This window comes from Paenibacillus mucilaginosus 3016, assembly GCF_000250655.1.
Lineage (GTDB): Bacteria > Bacillota > Bacilli > Paenibacillales > NBRC-103111 > Paenibacillus_G > Paenibacillus_G mucilaginosus.
Genome location: NC_016935.1, coordinates 4,115,805 through 4,136,998 on the forward strand (window position 1 = coordinate 4,115,805; position 21,194 = coordinate 4,136,998).

The following is a 21,194-nucleotide window of genomic DNA, read 5'->3' on the forward strand; positions in this document are numbered from 1 at the left end:
GATCGGAAGGAAGGCGGCTCATGTTCTGGAGCAGGAGAAAATACCGTAAACCGCAGAACCGGCAACCGGAGTCCCCTGCGCCGATGGGAGCGGACCGGTCATCGACCGGGGAACGTCGGAAGCCTGTCACCCCTGTGCCCGACCGGCTGGAGGAAGCAGTGGAGAAGATAAAGCTGCCGCTTGGCGGCAGTGAGGATCTCATCATCCGCCGCTTTCATATCTTCGGCACGTTCCCGGCGGCGGTGATCTATTTCTCGAATATGGCCAATCAGGCGGCCGTCAACGGCGAGATCATGAAGTCGCTGATGTACCTTCCCGCCCACCTGAATGGCAGGGAGCTCCCGCTTCAGCGGCTGAAGGAGGTCATCCTCCATGATGCGCTGTATCACAGCAACGGCAAGCTGGAGGAGGAGCTGGAGACGCTGCTCGACGGCATCCTGCGGGGGCAGACGGTCATTGTGGTGGACGGCCTCGGCGAAGGACTGCTGCTGGACACGGCGGGTGTCACGAAGCGTTCGATCTCCCAGCCCCAAACCGAGCAGGTCATCCGCGGCGCGCGGGAAGGCTTCATCGAGCAGCTCGACACGAACGTTGCACTGCTGCGGTACCGGCTGCCGACGACGGATTTTCGCATCACGGTGACGAAGATCGGCCGCGTAACCCAGTCCCGGGTCGCCGTCTGCTACCTCGAAGGCATCGCGAATGAAGCGCTCGTCGAGGAAGTGCAGCGCCGGCTGTCGGCGATCGATACGGACGGCATCCTGGATGTCGGATACCTCGAGCAGTACATCGAGGACAATCACTACTCGCCCTTCCCGCAGCTGCAGAACACGGAACGGCCGGACAAGGCGGTGGCGAATCTGCTCGAAGGGCGGGTGATCATCATGGTGGACGGCTCGCCGTTCGCGTTGATCGCCCCGACCGTCTTCAGCCAGTTCTACCAGACGACCGAGGATTATTCGGAGCGCTTCGTCATGGTGAGCTTCATCCGTCTGGCCCGGCTTCTGGCGCTGGCCTTCTCACTGATCACGCCGAGCTTGTATGTGGCGATCATCTCCTATAACCCGGAGCTCATCCCGACCGAATTCGCCGTCGCGGTCTCGGGCGGCCGGGCCGGTGTTCCGTTCCCGTCGGTCGTCGAGGTGCTCATCATGGAGGCCTCGATGGAGGTGCTGCGCGAAGCGACGCTGCGTCTGCCCCAGCAGATCGGGGGCGCGCTCTCGATCGTCGGCGTGCTCGTCATCGGGCAGGCCGCCGTGGCCGCCGGCTTCGTCTCGCCGATCACGGTCGTCGTCATCGCGCTCACGACGATCGGCTCGTTCGCAACGCCGGCCTACAACGCAGCGCTCGCCCTGCGGCTGCTGCGGTTTCCGCTTGTTTTTCTCGCCGGGATGTTCGGCCTGTACGGCGTGATGATCGGGCTGATCCTCATCGCCAATCATATGCTGTCGCTGCGTTCGTTCGGTGTGCCTTACTTAAGCCCCGTCGTACCGGGCAATTTTGAGGGCATGAAAGACACCGTGATGCGTGCGCCGCTCTGGTCGATGTGGAGACGTCCGGCCCAGCTGCATACGCCGAATCAGGTGCGTGTGGGAGAGAAGGTGCAGGAGCAGCTGAACCAGCCGATTCACAATACGCTCGATCCGATCAAAACCGGCAACGAAAAATGGGGGGGAGACGATGGAATATCCGAGGCAGATCACGGTCATTCAGGCGACCTCCGTTCTGATTAGCACGATCGTCGGCGTCGGTGTGCTCCCGCTCCCGTTGTTCGCCGTCCGGGCCGCCGACACGGGGGCTCCGCTGGTCACGCTGCTTGGCATCCTGCTCGCCTTTACGGGGCTGTGGACCGTGACGAAGCTCGGCATGCGGTTTCCGAACCAGTCGATCATCGGCTACAGCGAGCATGTACTCGGACGATGGCCGGCGTGGATCGGCAGTGCGCTCATCATCGGCTTCTTCGCCGTGCTGACGTCGCTGGCGGCCAGGGAGTTCGGCGAGGTTGTCATCACCTCGGTTCTCCGCAAAACGCCGCTCGAGGTGACGGTCATCGTCATGCTGCTGCTCGCCACCTTATCCGCGCGCAACAACCTGACGACGTTCGTGTACATTCACCAGTTCTACCTGCCGCTGATCCTGTTCCCGGGCATCCTCATCGTGGCGCTGTCGCTGAAGAACGCCGAGGAGACGAATCTGCTCCCGCTGCTCGGCAACGAGCCGGTCGGGATGCTGCCCGGGATCGTGACCGTCGCCGCGCTCCTGCAGGGCTCGTTCGTGCATACGATCATCATCCCGGCGATGCGCCGGCCGGAGAAGGCGATGAAGGCGAGCCTATGGGGCATGGGGATTGCCGGCGGGCTGTACCTCAGCATCGTAACGGCGGCCGTTGCCGTCTTTGGCCCGGAAGAAACGAAGCTGCTGCTGTGGCCGACCCTGGAGCTGGCTAAGACGACTACGCTTCCCGGCAACATTCTGGAGCGGCTCGACGCGGCTTTTCTTGCGGTATGGGTAACGGCGGTGTTCACGACGCTTTTCTCGAGCTATTATCTCACGATTAGGGCCGTCTCGAGGCTGCTGCGGCTGCGGGACCACAAGATGTTCTCGTTCTTCATGCTGCCGTTCCTGTTCATTCTCGCGATGCTGCCGGACAACATTATTCACATGTACCGGATCGTTGAGGATGTCGGGCGGATCGGCCTGGGGGTGACCATCCTGTATCCGATGCTTCTGCTGCTGGTGGCCCGGATTCGGGGCAAAAGGGGGGAAACGCATGAGAGCGGGCCGTCTAAAAGCGCGAAGTAACCTGCTGCTCGTCATGCTGCTCGTGTTCCCGCTGCTCGCCGGCTGCTGGGACCGCCAGGAGATTGAAGAGCGGGCCGTCGTGCTGGGCATCGGGGTGGATGTCGCGGACCCGGCCGAAGAACGCAAGGAAACGGAATCCTCGCACGAGCGGGGCGCGCTGACAGCCGAAGAGACGGGCCTGCTGCGGCTCACGGTGCAGATTGCCGTCCCGGGACGGATTCCGCTTGGTCCCGGTGAAGGGGGAGGCGGCGGGGGCGGCCAGCGTACGGTATGGGTCGTCGATGCCGTAGGCCACACGATCGGCGATGCGATCAATACGCTGCAGCAGCGGGTGTCGCCGCCCCTCTTTTTCGGCCATCTGCGGATTATCGTGATCTCCGAGGCGCTCGCCCGCAAGGGCATCAAGAACCTCAACGATTACTTCCGCCGCAATCCGGAAGTCCGGCGGATGAACTGGATGTTCGTCTCCCAAGGCTCTGCCGCGGGGATTATGCGGGCTTCCCCGCTGCTTGAGCGGGTGCCTACGCTGTACCTCATGACGACAATGGACCAGTCGGTGAAGATGGGACGCTTCCCGAATGATTTTCTCGGTATCTTCTGGAGTGCCGTCTCGTCCAAGGGCAAGGAGGGTTATCTGCCTTACGTGGAGCTGATGAAAGAGCAGAATGTACAGATCAGCGGACTGGCTTATTTCCGCGGGGACCGCATGGTCGGCAGCACGAATCCGATCCAGATTCCCGTCTATATGGGCATTATGGGGATCAGTATGGCAGGGGGGCAAACGTTCGTTCGCATCCCCGGAACCGAGGAGCTGTTCATGTTCCAGGGGCGCAGCCGCAAGTCCGTCTTCAAGGTACGGATCGAGAACGGCAAGCCGGTGATTCGCGTCACCGTGGCAATCGAAGGGAACTTGATCAGCAAGTTTAACGAGACCGTGCAGCTCAGCAGCGAAGTCGTCCGCCGGATTGAAGCGCAGCTGTCACAGCAGAGCAAGGAGGCCAGCCAGAACCTGATCGCCCTCACCCAGGAGAAGCGGGCGGATATCTTCGGCTTCGGGGAGCAGGTGCGAGCCAAGGAGCCCGACTACTGGAATGCCCATATCCGAACGAAAGATGCCTGGCAGAAGCAGTACCAGGAGCTGAAGGTCGAGATGGACGTCCGCGTGCATGTCCGCCGCGTAGGGATGAAGGCCACGTAATCAGGAATGACTCAGTAATGAGGAACCAAGCTTGAGAAGGAGGGTCGGGAGATGGGCTCGGGATTGGCGATCGGGTATGCGAATTTTACGATGTTCCTGCTGCTGCTGAGCGGCTTCCTGATTCTTGCTGTGGACGTCAGAGGCTACCGGCAGGGCGGCATGGACAAGGAAGGCAAGGTGGCCAAGTGGCTCGGCTGGTCGAATCTGCTGCTGGGCCTGTGTGCGGGGGTCGGGAACTGGCTGTTTCAACGGTGGATGTAGAGAAAAGGTGTTTCCGTGCCATGCTTGGATGTAAGGCGATGTCTGCTGCGAATCCCGGTCCGTGTCCCGGGCGAATGTGCTGCGGCTCCCAGGTCACAGAACGTTCACGGCCTTCCCGGGAGAGGGGCTTCCGGGGGCTCCGCTGCCTTGACTTCGCCGCTCGCGATTGCTTATGATCAAAGCAAAGCACAATGCATCGCAATCCACTGTCCAAAGGAGCCGCCGTCATTCATGAAGCCATCTTCTTCCTTCAACTATGTCCCCTGGGTCGTGGGGCTTTCCATCGGGATCAACGCGATCGTGATCCTGCTTCTGTTCCTGCCGAACATCGACCCGGCCGAGGGCTTTAATCTGCTGCTGCTGCCGCTGTTCAACGCCGTGATGAACTCCTTCACGTTCGTCTTTCTGCTCGCGGCCCTGTTCCTGATTCTCCGGGGGAACATCGTGTGGCACCGCCGGTTCATCTATGCGGCGTTCACGACCACGGCGCTGTTCCTGATCTCGTACCTCGCCTACCACGGAATGGCGCCATCCACCCCGTTCGGAGGTCAGGGGGCGATTCGTCCCGTGTATTACTTCATTCTTATCACGCATATCGTTCTCGCGGCCGCGATCGTACCGCTTGCCCTGCTGACCTTCGCCAGAGGGATTACGAACCAGGTGGACAAGCACCGGAAGATTGCCCGCTGGACGATGCCGCTCTGGCTGTACGTCAGCCTGACCGGCGTGATCGTGTACTTGATGATTCGGCCTTACTATTAAGGCCGGAAGCCCTAAGGAACCATTCATAGGCTGCCTGCCATAGGCGCACCCGGTTTATCAGCGAGAGATCACACACATCCGTGGTCGTTCGCTGTGAGCCGGGTGCGTTTTTTATTGCCTATTTGCTCCACATGCATGAGGGAGCGGTTGGTTTTTGGAGAAGGAGAGAGGGGGAACGGGAAGCGATGAATGGTGAAAAAAGCGACCCGCTTTACGAAGGAGCGTGGTGGGATGAGCACTGCACCTTCTTCTCGGACGAGGCGCTGTGGGAGCGGGGCGGCCGGAAGCAGCTGCTCGCCTACCTGCGCAGCTTTGCCGGGGAGCCGGCAGGCTGCCGTCTGCTCGACGTCGGCTGCGGTCCCGGCATCGGAACGCGGCGGTTCGCGGAGCTCGGCTTTTGCGCCAGCGGCGTGGACCTGTCGCCGGGGATGACGGCCGCGGCCCGGCGGACCGGTCTCGACATCCGGCTCGCGGATGGATGTCAGCTCCCTTACGAGAGCGGGAGCTTCGATTATACCGTCGCCTGTACCGTCGTGGAGTGGGTCCGGCATCCGATGGCCCTGCTGGCCGAAATGAAGCGCGTTACCCGGCCCGGCGGCGGGGTGATTACCGCCATTCTGGGGCCCCGGACGCTTCCTCACGACGACGCCTTCCGCAGGCTGTACGGGGAGCCGGCGAACTACAATATGCTACTTCCTGTGGAGCTTCACCGGGCGCTCACCGAGACGGGCCTGAGCATCCGCTCGACGACCGGCGTGCGGCACCCGGATGTTCCTGTCGAGCTGTACCGGCAGATGGATATGGTGACGAAGTCCTTTTGCAGCACGATGTGGATCGTAGGGGCGGACAAACCGGCAGAGTGATGGGAATATAGGGTTGGGAACATATGTTCCGTATCTCCATACGAAGAAGAAACCCCTCCGAAGGAACGCAAAAGGAACCGAGTATCTTTGTGCAGCGGGTGCCATACTAGGATAGAAGTGGAAACCACGACCGCAGAAGGAGGTACAGCAGCATGACAAAGCAGCCGAAGGGCCATGTGGAATTTCATGCGCCTGTAGTGAAGCTGACAGCCGACCTGCCCGGTGATGAAGAGATGCGCGAGCATCTGGCGGAAACGATGGCAAACGACGGTTATCCGGGCTCATGCGCCGTCATAGGCACGCAGGCGTTGGAGCAGTCGGAGAAGGAAGAGGAGTAAGTGAGCGAGAAAGGCACTGAACAGCTGCGGATCGGATTGCGGCTGTCCGGTGTCTTTTTTTAGGGTAGGATGAAAACCGTTTGATCTTACCGACCGTCTAATCCGGTAGAGGGAGGGGAGGGCATGTCCGTTCATGAGACGGTCCTCGCCGCGATCGATGGCGACGAAGAAGCGTTCTTCTCGCTGGTCAGCGGCAGGCGGGAGCGGCTGTATCGCATCGCTTTCGCTTATGTAAGGAATGAAGCCGACGCGCTCGAAGCGATCCAGGAGGTGACCTGCCGTGCCTATCTCCAGCTGTCGAAGCTCAGGGAGCCCCGTTATTTTGACACGTGGCTGACACGGATACTGATTTATTATTGTATCGATGAACAGCGGCGCCGCCGGCGGGTCTTCCCGGCAGCCAGCATACCCGAGGAGATCGTGACGGACGGAGCAGGCCTGGAGGAGCAGATCCGTATGGAGCAGGCGGTTGGCGAGCTTCAGCCGAACCTTCGGCATGTCATCATGCTGAAATACGATCAGGATATGACGCTGGCGGAGATTGCACAGCTGCTGAAACGGCCGGAAGGGACGGTCAAAACATGGCTGCACAAAGCGCTGAAGCAGCTGCGCCGCTCGATTGGGAGGGATGAGTAGGAGTGACTGGTATGCGGGATGAGGGAACATCGAAAGTTGATGACGTGCTAAGAGAGTCGGGGGAGCGGCTTCAGGCTGTGAGCGTGCCTGCCAGTGAAGCGCTGAATGACAGCATCCGGAGGGGCATCGCTAAGGCCAAACAGGAGCAGCGTGTACGGAGGGACCGTCGAAAGGGTTTTGTCTGGATCGCTGCTTCGGTCTGTATGCTTATTATGGCCCTAGGGATTACGGTTCGGGTCTCTCCGGTGTGGGCAGCGGCACTGGGTGAGCTGCCGGGTCTTCGTACCCTCGTTGCGCTTGTAGGTAAATCTTCGGATCAGGGCTTACAAGTGGCTGTGGCCCACGACTACATGCAGCCGGTTGGTGTGTCGGGCGGGAAGGACGGCTTGTCGTTCACAGTGGACGGTATACTGGCGGACCCGGGACGTCTGGTCGTATTCTATTCGCTGCGAAGTGAAACAGGGGGGAAGATGAGAGTAACAAATCCCCAAGTGTTGGACGGAGCTGGTATTTCCCTGCAGGCGAGTTATAGCTATGGAGATGCTCATTCGCTGCAAGAAGATGGTGGTGTTCAACGCGGCATGATCGACATCCATATGGCTCAAGGAGTTCTCTTGCCGGATGAGATTCGGCTTCGAATGGATCTGGTCGCAATGCCGGAGGATCATGCGCCTTCCTGGAGCAGGTCTGCGTCCGCGGATGCAGAGCCTAGGACGGCGGAAGTACAGTTCGGAATCGACACCAGTCGGTTCGCGGAGCAGAAGCGGGAGCTCGAAATCAACCGCTCGTTCGAGGTGGATGGCCAGCGGATTACCGTTGTGAAAGCGACCGTTACGCCTCTACGCGCGGATGTTCTGCTGAAGTACGACGAAGCCAACACGAAGCAGATTTTCTCACCGGTCGGCATGCGACTTACGGACAATGAAGGGCGGGATGTTCCGCGCGCTGGACAAGGAGGACATGACGGTTGTGATGCGTACAGATACAGGAGAGCTCCTGCGGGCACCGGACAGCAAGCTGACCTTTGGCGGAATGAGCAGGGAAGGGGATTATACCAAGCTGGTCTTCAGGTTGGAGGGATTGGCGCAAAAAGACCTTGTGGTCGGCTACAATATCCTTGACCATCGGTTTCAGGATGCGGAGGGGCGCCCATACGAGCTGGCGGCTCCGGATGAAGCGGGCCAAGGGACTATCAGCGGTATTTCATCGGATGGGATTCAAAGCCGGTTTTATTATCTGAAGAACGCGACCTATGCTCAGCCGCTAACCTTTCGTGTGAATGAATATCCGTCATATATCGAAGAAACTTACCGGCTGCAGATTCAGTAGAACACCTTTTGGCGGGGCGGAGTGGGGGAAATACCTTTAGCAACATCATGGAAAGGGGTGCTGCATGGCTGCTCTTTTGATGAGAGAAGTCCGTGTGGCTGCCCCTCGGAGCTGTTCGTTATATAAAATCCTAAATATTAACAGATTCGTCGGGTTTTGTAGAATTATTTTGCAAGATGTGCCGGATTTGTTGTACTATACCAAGTGGGAGCGCCTCTAACCATATTATAGAAGGCTTAATGAGAGAGGAGAGAAATAAAGAAATGTTACCATGGCTTCTCATGCTTCTGCTTGCGACCGACCAGAGCGGGCAAGCGGGGCATACAGCAGAGACCTCAGGGAGCGGGAAGACGCTGACGGCAGTACAGCAGACCGCGGCAGCTTGGGGACAGCAGGAGCTGATTAAGGCGGAGCGGGAGAAAGAATCGCTGTACCAATTCACCAAGGGGCTGGCCAAAACCCGCCAGGCGCAGAAACAGAAGGTGATTTTTGGCACCTTGGGCAGCAGTGTTACAGTAGGCGCAGGCTCATCGGGACCGGATAAAACCTGGTCTTATTTGGTGCATGAGCGGTTATCCAAGGATCTCGGCGCAGGCCGGCTCAGCTATGAGAATACCGGCTTCGGCGGATATTCGACAAACGGCATTCTGAAGGAAAATAAAGTCAGCGTCATCGCCAAGCAAAATTTGGATTATGTTTTCTTCGAAACCTGTTTGATCAATGACTACGGATCCAACGTGCCGATTGAGCAAACCAAGAACAACATCCGGGAAATTGTCCGGCAGATGCAGACGCAGATGCCGAATACGCGAATCATTTTGACATCCGCGAATCCGATCAACAAAACAACGCCCAACAAGTTAGGACTTACATACGAAGACTATGTGAATCAGGCTGGTGAATTTATCAAGCAAAACGGCTGGACGTATTTTGATATTTATCATCCGTTTTTGGATGAAGTTCAAAAATCCAACCTGACACTGGCTGAGCTGCTGCCGGACGATATTCACCCGAATGACAAAGGTTATGCAATCTGGGGCAGCATATTGAATGATTATGTATATGGTAAGCGATTTTGATTTGATTTGAAGCCGAAAAGAGCGCATCCGATTGGGTGCGCTTTTTAACCGGCACTACTTCTTCACAAAACCCGTATTTTATACATATGTTCAAGTCCTGTGGCTTCTCAACTTTTGTCCCCCGTTACTGCATCCTGTGAACATTAAGCGCAGCGAAGGCAACCGGCGATTTGGCCGGCTGCCTTCGTGCGTTCGTTCAACTAACGTCTCCTGTATTGAACGTTCAGCAATCAGGCTTTTGCTTTTCATAATCGTTGTACTTTTACTCTTCTTATGGAAGAGTATGTAAACCATCCAATTACCGAACCGATTACATAAAATAAAATAGAGCAGCTGCCGCGGCGGCAAACTGCTCCCTGATTAAACTATCGTCTCCCGTTAGTTGAACAAACCAGGGTACCTTTACTATTGGCCGTTAGTGTATCAATGTTCATGAGTGAGAATATTGATAAGTTTTCCAAACGGGTCGCGGACATAGAATCGTCGAACGCCCCAAGGCTCATCAACAGGCCCATATTCTATCGGAAAACCAGATCTCTTCATGCTTTCTAATGTAGCATCAACATTATCGACTTCAATCGATAGATCAGGCGTAGGCGTTTCTGAGCCACCCTGTGAGGCGAAACTTATTTGAATGCTCATCTCCTCGTTTAAACCATAAGTTCTTATCCAACCATGATCCATCATTAAATCAAGGCCGAGCACATCCTGGTAGAAGCTTTTAGCTGCCGTGATATCCTTCGTATTTATATTGGCGACGATTCGTTTGACCTTCATTTCAAACCTCCCAGATTTAAACAGATTGTCCTTCAATATAGAATACATTCGACATGTAACAGTTAATTCTTCTTTGGCATTAAAATCCCTGTTTACTCCGTTATTCTGCCCGTTAACGTAATGAAGCCGCCGATCTGGACCGGCAGCTTCATACTGGTTGTTATTTAGCTATCGTTCCCAGATAGTTCAATCTTGCTCTACTACTATAACTGCTGCTTTATGGCTTTAATCGCTGCAAAATGCATGCCTTCATGATATATGCAAAAACTGAGGCATTCCTTAACTGCCAACAATTCAAGACCAGCCGAGGTAACAAATGGTTCCTCGAGTTTTTCTTCTAGACGGTGTTCCAAGGTTTGACCAGTTCGTTCGATTTGCATAGATAGCAATAGCAGAATTTCATTCAAGCCAGGTACTTGCGTTCCCCAGTGCTCCGGCATAGTACCTGGAGCAAACACTTCTGCAAAGTGCTTAGGCAACTCCATTTTTTCGTTCGCTAGTGCAAAAGAGAACTTTTCATGAACAAGAAGAATGTGCCCAAGGTTCCACAGAATATTGTTGTTGAATCCTCGAGGTACAGTGCGTGCTTCTTCCTCGCTCATCTCTTTAACCTGTTTTATTGTACTGTCTCGAACAAATCTCAATTGTTTAAACAAGTAATTGTTCATTGTAATTCCTCTCCTTGGAAAAAGTGGTTACAAGACAGCCTAAGAACGTATGAACAGTTGCTGCAGGATCTTATTCAGCTAACGTTCCCAGATAGCTTAATGGCACTACAGTATTGCCGTCCTAAAAATCACAGTATTTGTTTCATTCAAATAAGATTGCTGCATCATGAGAATCAAGCATTTCTACTGCACATTGCTCAAGTAACGTAGTCATTTTACGATACAACGATCCACCTAAGCTTAACCGTCGAACTCCCAGTTCCTTTAACTTGTCGTAATCCGTAAGGTCAGGAAGTGCCATGACATTGAGCGGTGCAGACGCGGAGGAGGCAATCATTCTAATTTCTTCCTTATTCTTTAGTCCGGGTACGAAGATCCCGGATGCACCACTCTCTACATAATATTTAGATCGGGTCATTGTCTCGTTAAGCGGGTCATGATGATGGAGAAGATAGGGGTCGGTCCTTGCATTAATAAAAAAGTCCCCGAAACCGCTATTATCTAGGGCGCTTCTTATTTTGGCAAGAAGACCGCATTGTTCCGACAATGGTTTCAGCCCCGTAGAAGCTTTCAACGAGTCCTCTATATTGATTCCCACTCCTCCGAGATTCGCCACCTTCAAGACGTTGCTGACAATTGATTCATCGTTAGGTCCATAGCCGGACTCAATATCAGCTGAGACAGGGACTTGTACATGATGAAGAAGGGAGCAGCTGCCGCGCGGCGAACTGCTCCCTGGTTGTTGTGCTAACGTTCCCCGATAGCTGAATAATGCCCCCTTTCTCCCCTTGTGGGTATTTATTATTTGTCTTATTTATCTAGAGTGTATTCCAAATATGAAATCCTTGCTAATTGTTTAAGAAGTCTTTTCTGAGGATCACCGTTTACGGTATACGGGATTGTATCGGGTATAATTATTTGTGTGGCATATGTGCCGGGCGGTACTCGGTTCCCAGACTGGTCTTTTAAATCCCATAACGGGAGCTTCGCCGTATACCATGAGCTGGCCGGTATAACTCCCTCCAGAACAGGAAGCTTGTGGCTATAAAGGTAAACGTCAATAGCCCCAGCCTATCATTGGAGGCCACTGAAAAAGTCCTGTTAACTGTTTGGTGCGATGCAAAAAGACCGTTTTCAGCAGCATTGGAACCTTTTATGCCTTGGTCGCCGTTGCTTCCTGATTCTTGCCGCCTCACGTAATCTTCATCAATCATACCCGGGCTTCCATCTAACTGCTAGGTGGGGCCTATTTGACGTTCACTTCAACCATAAGCTCTATTTGAGTCAAATGAAAGTCTACGGTAACTGCGTTGTTCATGCGACTGTTAAGGAGAAGGAGATTCGCTTATCAGGTCGTTTAATAAATTAGCGAGCGGCGCCTCCGTCTCCGCCATTACTGCTCTCTCCTTGAATAACCCAATGTCTTTGACGACAATCCAGCTGTTCGGGAGACCTTGCAACGTAATTTGCTCGGCATTAATCGCAATTAACTTGCCAAAATTTTGATACACCGGAGCGGTAAACATCGTCCGAGAGAGCATTTCCATCATTTCCGAAGGATTGATTCCGTTTTTTTGCGCCATTCTGCACGCCTCCATCATGGCTTCCATGGCCGTAAAGCTAATGAAGTTGCCACAAATCTTGACGATTAAGGCTGAGCCGATCCTTTCACCGAAATCAAAAATTCCTTGCCCCATCGCATCCAGAAGCGGCAATGCTCGTTTCTTAGCCTCCTTCGATCCCGCGATGCAGATCCATAGTTTTCGCGCGGTAGCCGCTTCGGGAGGACCAAAAACCGGCGCTTCAACATAATGACTCCCATATTCGTCATGAAAATCGGCGAGCTGCCGAGAGGTGGCGGGCGAAACGGTACTCATCGAGAGATGGAGTCCTCCACGTCCAAGCCGTTCCATAAATCCTTCGCTCCGCACAATATCTTCGAGCGCGGAATCGTCGGTCACCATAGTAATGACGATATTTCCCTTTGTAGCGGCTTCGCTCGGCCTGGAGACGGATTCGGCCCCGAGCGCGACCAGAGGCTCAGCTCTGCCTGCTGTTCGATTGTATACTCTAAGCGTGTAACCGGCTTTGATCAGATTAAGAGCCATAGCTTGCCCCATATTCCCCACTCCAATAAATCCAATAGGTGTTGTCACAGCCTTCACTTCCTTTTTTCGTTTTGAATTTCCGCATATTTGGCCAGTTTTAGATTGACCGCTTCAAACGCTCTATCGAGCTCCCATTGCCTTTCTTGAAGCTTCTGCTTGTGCTTTTCCAATAAATCCTGTCTTTGCGGAATGGTCGAATCGCCCTGGACGGCCAACTCAACGAATTGTTCCAATTCGGCAACGGTCATGCCGGTCGCGCGAAACCATATCATCAGGTTGATCCATTCCATGTCCCTCTCTTCAAAAATCCGATTTCCGTAAGGGTCGCGTTGAAGAAATGGCAGCAACCCTTTCCTTTCATAAAATCGGATGGTATGAGGAGGAATCCCCAGCCTTTCCGAAGCCTCTTTAATGGATAAACTCACCTTGAGACCTCCATTTCCGGTAAGATAATATATTCCGATTTACATGACTCCCACCAATTAGGGAGAATTTTAAATTCATTGTACACCTTAAACTTAAGTTTAAGGCAACAGCTTCTTGGAAGTGGTTGATGTGCTTTGGAACGTCAAACAGCCCCCACCTTGTTATTAAGATGAGGGCCAGTATTAGTTACAATCAGGATTTAAATACGCGGCAGGTCAGCGGCAACGATGGCGACCACGGCAGCAGCCTTTCCAATGATTCAGGATCTTTCGGATCGGTAAGTTGCGGGAGTTGCTCAAACAAATACATCAAGTACTTGAACGGGTTTAACCCGTTTTCTTTTGCCGTCTCGATGATACTGTAGCCAATGCGCTGCTTCGTCATGCTGGTCTCAACCTGGCAGAAGCAAGTTCGGGCAAGTGGACCGGACAGATGAAGATTAGCAAGCGTGGACGATCTCGACTTCGTCGGTTCATCTTCTTGATGACCATGAGTTTAGTCGCAAATAACCCTGAATTTAAGGCCATACATGCGCACAATGTACAGGTGAAAAAGATGAAGAAAATGAGGTCTCTTATGAAACTATGCGGTAAATTAGCTCGAGTTCTCGTTGGTATGGCCCGAAGCCGGGAAGCTTACAATCCCCACAAAACGATACCATTTCAACTAGCTGCTTAATCAATATATAACCGTTTCGTCGTACCAATTTTGGCTTATTCGCGGGATTTCAAAAGAAAGCACGGAGTACCGGATGCATTAAACCAAAGGGCACTGACCCGTACCGATAGCAAGACCGGACTCCACCCCTTGGACAGGCGTAAGGAAGGAATGAGAGGGCATCGACCCGTTGAGACATGGGAGTGAAAACCTCCAGGGGCGGCGTGGAGCATACGTGCAGTATATGGAAGATATGGGGTTGCGATATTCCCCTCTATTTCCTCACGCCTTCATGTTGTCTCGGTCTTCAACCGTGGTCCTCAAACTATCTTTCCGTATTTCTGTCAAAGGTGGAATCCTGCGAATAAGCGAGCATTCGTGAGAAAACTAAATCGTATCGAGGGAGCTTAATGACAAAAGGAGCAGCTGCCGCGCGGCTATCTGCTCCCTGGTTATTGAGCTATCGTTCCCATATAGCTTAATCGTGACTACTGAATACAAATCACATCACCATTCAAATTCAACATTTCCCATAGTTCTATCTCATCTTGATCTGAGCATCCAACTACGATGTCATAATGGTCCTTATTTTTCCTGATCTCCGTTATACAGCCGTTTACTTGTAGGGAATTATTCAGGGGCACATGAACATACATTCCCTTACTTAATTGTCCCTCCAGCAGAATTCCTTTGATGATAAAAGCTTGTTCTGTCCTCAACGTTTGCGCTACTTGAAACTGTGACATATTCCACCTCAATCTTACATCATAGAAACTGAGCGTGAAACTGCCCAGTGCCGGCAGCTTCGTCCAGGATTGCTTGAGTGAACTAACGTTCCTCGTTAGTTCACTCATACTCCTGCATTGGATTGTCTCGCAACACCTGATAAGCGCAGGCAAGCCAGTCAGTCCAACTCAAAAATTGGGAGTCGTGCTTACCATTATTTTATCATAGTGGTATATCTTCCGAACTAAATTTGTGCAGCTCCGCCATCCACAAACAATTCGGTTCCTGTGATATAACTACTTTCGTTGGAAGCTAGGAACATAACTGCTTTTGCAATTTCTTCAGATGTCCCCAATCTACCTAACGGCGTTGTAGACTTGGCATACTCCATTGCATTATCGAGCTCAGCTCCAAATAATTCATCATAAGCTGGTGTAATAATCGTTCCAGGGCTAACCACATTAACACGAATTTGAGTTCCCTTTAAATCAAGAATCCAGTTGCGAATTAGTTGTCTGATTGCCGCTTTTGTAGCGCTGTAGATACTGAATGCCGGCATTCCCATTGAACCTGCCATAGACCCAGTCAGGATAATCGAACCTACATTGTTCGGAAACAAGGGTAATGCCTTTTGAACTGTGAATATCGTTCCTTTTACATTAACATCGAAGGTTTTGTAATAATGCTCCTCCGTAATTTCACCCAACGGAAGAAATGACCCCATTCCAGCATTAGCAAAAAGAATGTCCAAATGACCTTTCTCTTGCTTCACTGCTTTATACAGCCGGTCCAAATCCGCCAGATTGGAAACGTCGCCTTGAATACCAGTTACATTATCTCCAATCAGCTTCACAGCCGCATCAAGCTCACTTTGTCTGCGCCCCGTGATATAAACATGCGCCCCTTCTTTAGCAAACTGCTGTGCCGTTACAAGCCCGATACCGCTAGTGCCTCCTGTAACAACTGCCACTTTCCCATTAAACTTTCCCATGTTATGACTCTCCTTTTAAAGGTGCTTTAAGTATGTCTGTCCGTCGTTTTGTCATCAAACAACTGTTCAGTACATCTCATAAATGATATTATGTAATAAAAGTAACCATAATAATAGTACCCACTTTTTTGTTATATAGTAACTAAAAAGTAATAATTGTAATTGAAGGGAGATATACAACATGAAAGTTTATTATTGTAACCTTGAAGTTACCATGGAGGTAATTGGGGGGAAATGGAAAGGGCTAGTTCTATACTATTTGATAAAAGGTCCGAAACGAACGAGCGAATTAAAGCAACTTGTGCATGGTATCACTCAAAAAATGCTTATCCAAACTCTCAGAGAATTGGAAGCTGATGGACTTGTTAGCAGGAAAATGTTCAATCAGGTCCCTCCGAGGGTCGAATATTCGACCACAGAGCTTGGGCAATCGCTTGAGCCGATTCTAAGAGCGCTTTGTCAATGGGGTGACGGTTATGCGGATAAAACATTCGCTGAAGGAGAGTTTCAAATTCTTAATAATGAATTTTGATTATCCAACTAATTCAGGATAGGTTATTGTTTTTGACAAAACACAACACTGAGTTAGTCGGTTGAACCGATAGCAGAATTCATCCAGATACGCTTGCAAATGCTTCGAGTCAAGACCGTGAAACGTGCCACCAATAAAGGCTTTAGCCTTGGAGATGACCGTATGAAGCCACTTGAGATGATCCGCGTTTTCTACAGGGTTAAACAGCTTGGCTTCATGCTGTTATCCTTGTTTAGCCAGAGCCTGGTAAGACCGGTACTTGTCGCTATTTATTAAGTAATCTGCCCTTTAGCCATCCATGCCGCGCGAACGCGGCACCACGGAATCATGAAAATTTATACTTCCTGCCTTATACTATTCTTACGGCTGGTGAGGAAGGTCGATAAGCTATGGTGTTGCGAACCCAACCTTTAGTCTGACTCCGACGACCATGGTGCACCACGGAATGTCGCTCCCTTTGGGGAAGCACGCAGGGTAGATTAACCCTTTTGCTGGTTGTTGCGCCAGTCCTCAATTCAATTTGCCGAAGAAAGGTGAGTATCATGGAAGTTCTTATTGAACGAGCTTGCGGGTTGGATGTTCATAAGAAGTCCATCACAGCCTGCATCGTTACTCCTGAAGGAAAGGAGATCAAGACATTCCGTACCCATACAGTCTTTCTTCTTGAACTTATCGATTGGATCAAGGAACACCGCTGCACCCACGTGGCCATGGAGAGCACCGGCGTTTTTTGGAAGCCAATCGTCAACCTGCTTGAAGCGGAACAGATTGAATTTCTGGTTGTGAATGCACAGCATATGAAAGCCGTTCCCGGCCGCAAGACAGACGTGAAAGATGCGGAATGGATCGCCGATTTATTACGGCACGGCCTGCTTAAAGCGAGCTTTATTCCGGACCGAAACCAACGTGAATTGCGAGAGCTGGTTCGCTACCGCCGAAGCTTAATCCAGGAGCGTGCCCGTGAACACAACCGGATTCAGAAGGTTCTGGAAGGGGCTAACATTAAGCTGGCTTCTGTCGTTTCTGACATTATGGGCGTCTCGAGCCGGGACATGCTGGAGGCCATGGTGAATGGGGAGACGGATCCGGAGAAGCTGGCAGGCTTCGCACGCCGAACCATGAAGAAAAAGAAAGAAGAACTAGAGCTTGCGCTGCGGGGGAACATGACTGCACACCAGCGTCTCATCCTCAAAAGCATGCTGACGCATATCGACTTCCTAAATGAACAGATTTCCGAACTGGATATGGAGGTAGCCAAACGGCTCGACCCTTTTCAGCAAGATCTGGATCGCCTGGATACCATTCCAGGGGTCGCCAGACGGACCGCTGAGCAAATCCTGGCTGAAATCGGCACCGATATCGCCTCCCGTTTCCCGAGTGCACCACACCTCTGCTCGTGGATCGGCCTTGTGCCGGGGCATAATGAGAGTGCAGGTAAGCGCAAACCCTCCAAAACCCGAAAAGGCAACAAGTACCTCCGCTCTGCCCTCATTGAAGCTTCCCATTCCATTCGAGGATCGAACAACTACCTCGGTGCTCAGTATAGACGCATTGCAGCCCGTAAAGGCGGACATAGAGCAGCTGTTGCAGTTGCTCACTCCATCATGACTATTGCATACCATCTGATAACACGCCAGGAAGATTACACGGATTTAGGCTCTGATTACTTTGAGAAGCGAAAGCAAGACGCCATTGTCAGACAGACGGTTCGAAAGTTAGAAAACTTAGGATACTCTGTTACTTTGGCCACTACCGAAGTATCTTAGTTCTGAAATAACATCATTACTTGGAGGAAGACGCAGCTTTTAAAAAATTGAAGCAGCTGCGCCTAGTTTCGTGCTGCCTTTTTAGGCTATACGCTATGAGTTATTTTCAGGGTAGCTGAGAAGGCCACCGTTTCGTGCCGGTAGCCTTCCCATGGTGTATTCATTGAACTTTCGTATCCGATAGCTTAAGAAAGTCTAGCCTAAATAAACCATGTCACCGTTTTCTCTCTTAGCTCGAATTGTGATTTTACCTAAAGATTGTTGTGGATTTGAATATCCATTTTCAACCTCATCAAATAACTTGGTTAATAATGACTCAAGCTCACCTATTGTTGTTTCTTTTGGTAGTTTGTAGACGCGGGCGAATTCCGTACTCTGATAAGCATCTTCTGTACCTTGAACCTCCACTTTCCCAAATGCCCTCACTTCAAGTTCAATCTTCATGAAATCACCTCCAAAGTCATTTTACAAATTATAGGAATCTAAATCAAAGATTAGGGCTACTTTATAACGCTATCGTCCATTGTCGTAATCTGCCAGTTAGTTGAACGACCACCCGAGAATTTTAAGCTATAATGCAATGAATACATGTTCTTGTCATTTACGGCTAAGGATGTATGTTCTTGTCATGCACTTTTGACAAGAACATACATCCTTAAAAAGAAAAAACCGCAACTTATGCGGCCCTTAATGAATATATGTTCTTGTCCTCCGACATTTAGTGTCATACACTCCCTCGTAAAATGCTCGCTATCGATCGATTCCGGTTCAGCAGCCCGCTCGGCGACATCGCCGAGCGTGTTCTTCCATCGGTATCGATTCGGAGTCATCCGCAAGTAGCCTCGCTTCGTATTTCGTCAATTGGTCCGATGCGGCCGAACAGGTCGCCCATCTCCGCTCTGCGGTCTTTCGTATTTATGGCCAAAGTCTCTTGCAAGCTCATCTCCGCTCATCTTCTCCGCCAGATGCTAGATTTAGTTCGAATTCTTCTACAACCTCCATGCCCACCCGGCGCAACACTTCAAGCCGGAAGGCTGTCGGCCACGCCACCAGCCATTGCGAAACGTTAAACTTATCTCCCCAGCGAGTGTGTAAGAAGCCCTCGTCCTGGCTGCCCTCTGGGCGCAGCTTGCCCATGAGCGTCAGGCTGCCGTCCGAAATGCCAATCGTCGCATTCGCCCATGCGGCAATAGCTCGATCGCGCCATATCCTGTTACCCGTGAGTTCGGCCAGCTCAAGCCAGTCCTCGATAAAAACCAATGCGAAGGGATCTATATGATGGTGCTGAGTGGATACTGCCGTTCCGCCAAACGTATCATACCCCATGTCTCCCAGTGCGGTTCCTGCATCATACCCGACGGTATGATGCCATTGCCACGTGGCCAGATACCAGGCGGCATGCTCCGCCCATTCGAGATACGTCCTCTTGCCGGTGATCTGGAATAGGGCAAGTCCCGCCTTCAGCAAAGGGATAGAGGATTCCTTATCAACGCAATACGTATCCAGCGCCCCCGCCGTCGTGTAACCGTTTTCGAGCAGTTCCCTTATATAATAGCGGTAGCCAAGCTCGGCCCCATGAAGATAGGCTTCGTTACCGGTAAGCTCGTATGCCTTAACCATAGGCGGGATGAGGAAGCAGCCTACCGTACCCTCTGGATCATGCGGCGTCCCGTCGTACTTCCATGATTTACCAATCTGACCTTCCGGCGACTGCACAGATAAGGCAAAATCACAAATGCCCAGCGCGGTTTCGCGGTAGATCGGCCGCTCCACTCCGCATCTCCGGGCCAATTCTTCCGCTTCGAACAGGTTTAACGCAGCCGTGCCGAGGTTGCAGGCGTCCTGCACTTCCCGCTCTGCCGACTCGAATCCTATGACATAGTCGTAATGACAATGAATCATCCCGTTCGGCAGCCTTCCGCTGGCTGTCCAGTTGTCCAGAACTGCGAGGCCTCTATGAAGCGAATCCTCATTGCCGGAATTCAGATAATCGACAAGCATGGAATTGGCCAACGAGGCGTTCTGCCCGCACCAGCCTATTTCATAATGACGTCTTTGTACCCACTTTTCGCCGTCCCAGTATCTGCCGATTGCGAATCCCCGAAAATCCCCGTCTTCGGCCCATAGGCTATTCTTGGCATACGCCATGCCCAGTTCCCAGATGCGCTCTGGTTCGAACCATACCTGAAGCGGATGTTGTTGCATCCGCCAAGCCTCTTCGAGCATCATTCTCCACGCCGTGCGCGGCTCGGTGTAAGCGTTAAGCGCCAGAAACGCACGGGCCGTAAACGTCTCGCCCGGCACAAACGTCCTTTCCACTTCGAATGCCTCACTGTAATGGTCACGGTAATAGTAGGTCGCAGGTGTCTCTGCCACCGGCCAGATCAGCCGATGGATGATGCGTCCTGCAGCCGGCACGAGTGAGCAGGAAAAGCCTTGCATATCCAGGGGAGGCTCACCGAACAAGGCTACGGAGATCCCGCCTCCCTCCGAGTAGGTTGCGCCGGCCACTGCCGCCCGATGCCACGCAAATACCCAAGGTTGCCCATCACGCACCAGCCCTTTGGGCTCCAGGCCACTGCCCCAACCGTTCCCGTTATAGGTGACGGAAGGAATCATATAATACTCGGGCTCGTAGTCGGTGGCGAAATCCATCGAAAGCTTGCTTGGCGCGGTCGATTCGCCTCGATAGGTGAACTGCCGCGTCCACTGCAACAGTCCCTCCCGCAACGGTTCGAACGTATCGGTTACGGCAAAGCGTTCGTCCTCGAACGGCAAAACGTCGCCGATGGTCCTTTCGCCCAATAGGAACCTATAGCCATTGTCATGTTCACGTTGTTTCCAGTTGATCTTGATCGTCATCGCAATATTCCTCCAATAAGTATAATCATATGTCCTTGAAATCTTGTTTTACTGCTACTCTTAACACTGCTACGTTGTCCATGCGAAATCTGAAAAGCTCCAACAAGTTGCTTCTTTTTGTCTTCGATTTGAGCAGCCGTTTCCGATTGTTCATATATACCGCGCAGCATGGAGGTCACAAACCAGTGCCTTGCTTTATGCGGGTTTAGTTTGATTCCAGCGTGGTTGGTGATCGTGGTCCAATTCGAATAAAACGCTGAGTAAGTGTATGGAGTACCTCTGTTTGATAAAAACAATGGTTCGCCATCAGGCAAGTCGTTGAACTTTACTTGTGTGTTTGCGAATTGACGCCGCTCAGAATTCACGTATTTGATCAAGAGCTTTAATGTCTCTGGATTAGCTTTATAGAGTAA

The 21,194-nt window shown here is 52.1% G+C and carries 21 protein-coding genes and 4 pseudogenes; 14 read left to right on the forward strand and 11 right to left on the reverse strand.

Annotated elements, in window-relative coordinates; genetic code table 11:
- Window positions 1-20 precede the first annotated feature (20 nt).
- From PM3016_RS17990 to PM3016_RS18040, 11 genes and pseudogenes are all read left to right on the forward strand, one after another.
- The gene (locus tag PM3016_RS17990) at window positions 21-1,733 is read left to right on the forward strand and encodes a spore germination protein (protein ID WP_014370412.1); all 1,713 of its coding nucleotides are present in this window, start codon (window positions 21-23) and stop codon (window positions 1,731-1,733) included.
- The gene (locus PM3016_RS17995; protein WP_014370413.1) at window positions 1,681-2,802 is read left to right on the forward strand and encodes a GerAB/ArcD/ProY family transporter; all 1,122 of its coding nucleotides are present in this window, start codon (window positions 1,681-1,683) and stop codon (window positions 2,800-2,802) included. The genes PM3016_RS17990 and PM3016_RS17995 overlap by 53 nt, the downstream gene beginning before the upstream one ends.
- Entirely contained in the window at window positions 2,771-4,000 is a 1,230-nt protein-coding gene (locus tag PM3016_RS18000) for a Ger(x)C family spore germination protein (protein ID WP_014370414.1), read from the forward strand. Before PM3016_RS17995 ends, PM3016_RS18000 begins: the two co-directional genes overlap by 32 nt.
- Before the next feature lie 51 nt (window positions 4,001-4,051).
- A complete protein-coding gene (locus tag PM3016_RS18005; protein ID WP_013919620.1) occupies window positions 4,052-4,261 on the forward strand; it encodes a CLC_0170 family protein in 210 nt (69 codons plus the stop codon).
- Window positions 4,262-4,492: 231 nt separating this feature from the next.
- Window positions 4,493-5,023, forward strand: a complete 531-nt coding sequence (locus PM3016_RS18010; RefSeq protein ID WP_013919619.1) for a DUF420 domain-containing protein — start codon at window positions 4,493-4,495, stop codon at window positions 5,021-5,023.
- 185 nt (window positions 5,024-5,208) lie between these two features.
- Entirely contained in the window at window positions 5,209-5,886 is a 678-nt protein-coding gene (locus PM3016_RS18015; protein WP_014370415.1) for a class I SAM-dependent methyltransferase, read from the forward strand.
- 152 nt (window positions 5,887-6,038) lie between these two features.
- Window positions 6,039-6,224, forward strand: coding sequence for a hypothetical protein (locus tag PM3016_RS18020; RefSeq protein ID WP_013919617.1), 186 nt, complete (start codon window positions 6,039-6,041; stop codon window positions 6,222-6,224).
- Window positions 6,225-6,347: 123 nt separating this feature from the next.
- Window positions 6,348-6,860 (forward strand): sigma-70 family RNA polymerase sigma factor, encoded by a 513-nt coding sequence (locus PM3016_RS18025; protein ID WP_014370416.1) that lies wholly within the window; start codon window positions 6,348-6,350, stop codon window positions 6,858-6,860.
- A gap of 11 nt (window positions 6,861-6,871) precedes the next feature.
- Window positions 6,872-7,810 (forward strand): annotated as a pseudogene (locus PM3016_RS41420) (DUF4179 domain-containing protein); the annotation flags it as partial.
- A 19-nt stretch (window positions 7,811-7,829) separates the two neighbouring features.
- Window positions 7,830-8,189 (forward strand): hypothetical protein, encoded by a 360-nt coding sequence (locus PM3016_RS18035; RefSeq protein ID WP_238540546.1) that lies wholly within the window; start codon window positions 7,830-7,832, stop codon window positions 8,187-8,189.
- Window positions 8,190-8,428: 239 nt separating this feature from the next.
- Window positions 8,429-9,268: an SGNH/GDSL hydrolase family protein gene (locus PM3016_RS18040; RefSeq protein ID WP_051044979.1), complete on the forward strand. Its 840-nt coding sequence runs from the start codon at window positions 8,429-8,431 to the stop codon at window positions 9,266-9,268.
- A 423-nt stretch (window positions 9,269-9,691) separates the two neighbouring features.
- On the opposite strand, the gene PM3016_RS18045 is transcribed toward PM3016_RS18040, so the two are convergent.
- The 6 genes and pseudogenes from PM3016_RS18045 to PM3016_RS18070 all read right to left on the reverse strand — a co-directional run.
- Window positions 9,692-10,045 (reverse strand): VOC family protein, encoded by a 354-nt coding sequence (locus PM3016_RS18045; RefSeq protein WP_014370419.1) that lies wholly within the window; start codon window positions 10,043-10,045, stop codon window positions 9,692-9,694.
- A gap of 203 nt (window positions 10,046-10,248) precedes the next feature.
- Entirely contained in the window at window positions 10,249-10,713 is a 465-nt protein-coding gene (locus PM3016_RS18050; protein ID WP_014370420.1) for a DinB family protein, read from the reverse strand.
- Between the two features lie 142 nt (window positions 10,714-10,855).
- Window positions 10,856-11,527 carry an isocitrate lyase/PEP mutase family protein gene (locus tag PM3016_RS18055; protein WP_337999638.1) on the reverse strand — a complete coding sequence of 224 codons (672 nt, stop codon included), beginning with the start codon at window positions 11,525-11,527 and terminating at the stop codon, window positions 10,856-10,858.
- A 511-nt stretch (window positions 11,528-12,038) separates the two neighbouring features.
- Window positions 12,039-12,869 (reverse strand): NAD(P)-dependent oxidoreductase, encoded by an 831-nt coding sequence (locus PM3016_RS18060; RefSeq protein WP_081473210.1) that lies wholly within the window; start codon window positions 12,867-12,869, stop codon window positions 12,039-12,041.
- A 5-nt stretch (window positions 12,870-12,874) separates the two neighbouring features.
- Window positions 12,875-13,246 carry a MerR family transcriptional regulator gene (locus PM3016_RS18065; protein ID WP_013919609.1) on the reverse strand — a complete coding sequence of 124 codons (372 nt, stop codon included), beginning with the start codon at window positions 13,244-13,246 and terminating at the stop codon, window positions 12,875-12,877.
- 193 nt (window positions 13,247-13,439) lie between these two features.
- Window positions 13,440-13,610, reverse strand: a pseudogene (locus PM3016_RS18070) (transposase domain-containing protein); the annotation flags it as partial.
- A 3-nt stretch (window positions 13,611-13,613) separates the two neighbouring features.
- On the opposite strand from PM3016_RS18070, the pseudogene PM3016_RS37435 reads away from it, so the two are divergent.
- A pseudogene (locus tag PM3016_RS37435) lies at window positions 13,614-13,925 on the forward strand (transposase); the annotation flags it as partial.
- 949 nt (window positions 13,926-14,874) lie between these two features.
- Here the strand turns inward: PM3016_RS37435 and PM3016_RS18080 are convergent.
- Window positions 14,875-15,621: an SDR family NAD(P)-dependent oxidoreductase gene (locus tag PM3016_RS18080; protein WP_013919607.1), complete on the reverse strand. Its 747-nt coding sequence runs from the start codon at window positions 15,619-15,621 to the stop codon at window positions 14,875-14,877.
- A 181-nt stretch (window positions 15,622-15,802) separates the two neighbouring features.
- Between PM3016_RS18080 and PM3016_RS18085 the strand changes: the two genes are divergently transcribed.
- On the forward strand, window positions 15,803-16,153 hold the full coding sequence (locus PM3016_RS18085; RefSeq protein WP_014370422.1) for a winged helix-turn-helix transcriptional regulator: 351 nt from the start codon (window positions 15,803-15,805) through the stop codon (window positions 16,151-16,153).
- On the opposite strand, the pseudogene PM3016_RS37440 reads toward PM3016_RS18085, so the two are convergent.
- Window positions 16,154-16,426: pseudogene (locus PM3016_RS37440) on the reverse strand (transposase); the annotation flags it as partial.
- Between the two features lie 269 nt (window positions 16,427-16,695).
- Between PM3016_RS37440 and PM3016_RS18090 the strand changes: the two are divergent.
- Complete coding sequence (locus tag PM3016_RS18090; protein WP_014368826.1) at window positions 16,696-17,919, forward strand: IS110 family RNA-guided transposase; 1,224 nt, start codon at window positions 16,696-16,698, stop codon at window positions 17,917-17,919.
- Between the two features lie 195 nt (window positions 17,920-18,114).
- Here the strand turns inward: PM3016_RS18090 and PM3016_RS18095 are convergent, their stop codons facing one another.
- From PM3016_RS18095 to PM3016_RS37445, 3 genes are all read right to left on the reverse strand, one after another.
- The gene (locus PM3016_RS18095) at window positions 18,115-18,363 is read right to left on the reverse strand and encodes a hypothetical protein (protein ID WP_014370423.1); all 249 of its coding nucleotides are present in this window, start codon (window positions 18,361-18,363) and stop codon (window positions 18,115-18,117) included.
- A gap of 495 nt (window positions 18,364-18,858) precedes the next feature.
- Window positions 18,859-20,781: a hypothetical protein gene (locus tag PM3016_RS18100; protein ID WP_013917901.1), complete on the reverse strand. Its 1,923-nt coding sequence runs from the start codon at window positions 20,779-20,781 to the stop codon at window positions 18,859-18,861.
- The gene (locus tag PM3016_RS37445; protein ID WP_236628485.1) at window positions 20,778-21,158 is read right to left on the reverse strand and encodes a site-specific integrase; all 381 of its coding nucleotides are present in this window, start codon (window positions 21,156-21,158) and stop codon (window positions 20,778-20,780) included. Before PM3016_RS37445 ends, PM3016_RS18100 begins: the two co-directional genes overlap by 4 nt.
- Window positions 21,159-21,194: the final 36 nt, after the last annotated feature.

What these genes read in the sequence shown, in the direction of transcription:
- PM3016_RS17990 (WP_014370412.1), top strand. Translation starts at nt 21, where the DNA reads ATGTTCTGGAGCAGGAGAAAATACCGTAAACCGCAGAACCGGCAACCG.
- PM3016_RS17995 (WP_014370413.1), top strand. Translation starts at nt 1,681, where the DNA reads ATGGAATATCCGAGGCAGATCACGGTCATTCAGGCGACCTCCGTTCTG.
- PM3016_RS18000 (WP_014370414.1), top strand. Translation starts at nt 2,771, where the DNA reads ATGAGAGCGGGCCGTCTAAAAGCGCGAAGTAACCTGCTGCTCGTCATG.
- PM3016_RS18005 (WP_013919620.1), top strand. Translation starts at nt 4,052, where the DNA reads ATGGGCTCGGGATTGGCGATCGGGTATGCGAATTTTACGATGTTCCTG.
- PM3016_RS18010 (WP_013919619.1), top strand. Translation starts at nt 4,493, where the DNA reads ATGAAGCCATCTTCTTCCTTCAACTATGTCCCCTGGGTCGTGGGGCTT.
- PM3016_RS18015 (WP_014370415.1), top strand. Translation starts at nt 5,209, where the DNA reads ATGAATGGTGAAAAAAGCGACCCGCTTTACGAAGGAGCGTGGTGGGAT.
- PM3016_RS18020 (WP_013919617.1), top strand. Translation starts at nt 6,039, where the DNA reads ATGACAAAGCAGCCGAAGGGCCATGTGGAATTTCATGCGCCTGTAGTG.
- PM3016_RS18025 (WP_014370416.1), top strand. Translation starts at nt 6,348, where the DNA reads ATGTCCGTTCATGAGACGGTCCTCGCCGCGATCGATGGCGACGAAGAA.
- PM3016_RS18040 (WP_051044979.1), top strand. Translation starts at nt 8,429, where the DNA reads ATGAGAGAGGAGAGAAATAAAGAAATGTTACCATGGCTTCTCATGCTT.
- PM3016_RS18045 (WP_014370419.1), bottom strand. Translation starts at nt 10,045, where the DNA reads ATGAAGGTCAAACGAATCGTCGCCAATATAAATACGAAGGATATCACG.
- PM3016_RS18050 (WP_014370420.1), bottom strand. Translation starts at nt 10,713, where the DNA reads ATGAACAATTACTTGTTTAAACAATTGAGATTTGTTCGAGACAGTACA.
- PM3016_RS18080 (WP_013919607.1), bottom strand. Translation starts at nt 15,621, where the DNA reads ATGGGAAAGTTTAATGGGAAAGTGGCAGTTGTTACAGGAGGCACTAGC.
- PM3016_RS18085 (WP_014370422.1), top strand. Translation starts at nt 15,803, where the DNA reads ATGAAAGTTTATTATTGTAACCTTGAAGTTACCATGGAGGTAATTGGG.
- PM3016_RS18090 (WP_014368826.1), top strand. Translation starts at nt 16,696, where the DNA reads ATGGAAGTTCTTATTGAACGAGCTTGCGGGTTGGATGTTCATAAGAAG.
- PM3016_RS18095 (WP_014370423.1), bottom strand. Translation starts at nt 18,363, where the DNA reads ATGAAGATTGAACTTGAAGTGAGGGCATTTGGGAAAGTGGAGGTTCAA.
- PM3016_RS18100 (WP_013917901.1), bottom strand. Translation starts at nt 20,781, where the DNA reads ATGACGATCAAGATCAACTGGAAACAACGTGAACATGACAATGGCTAT.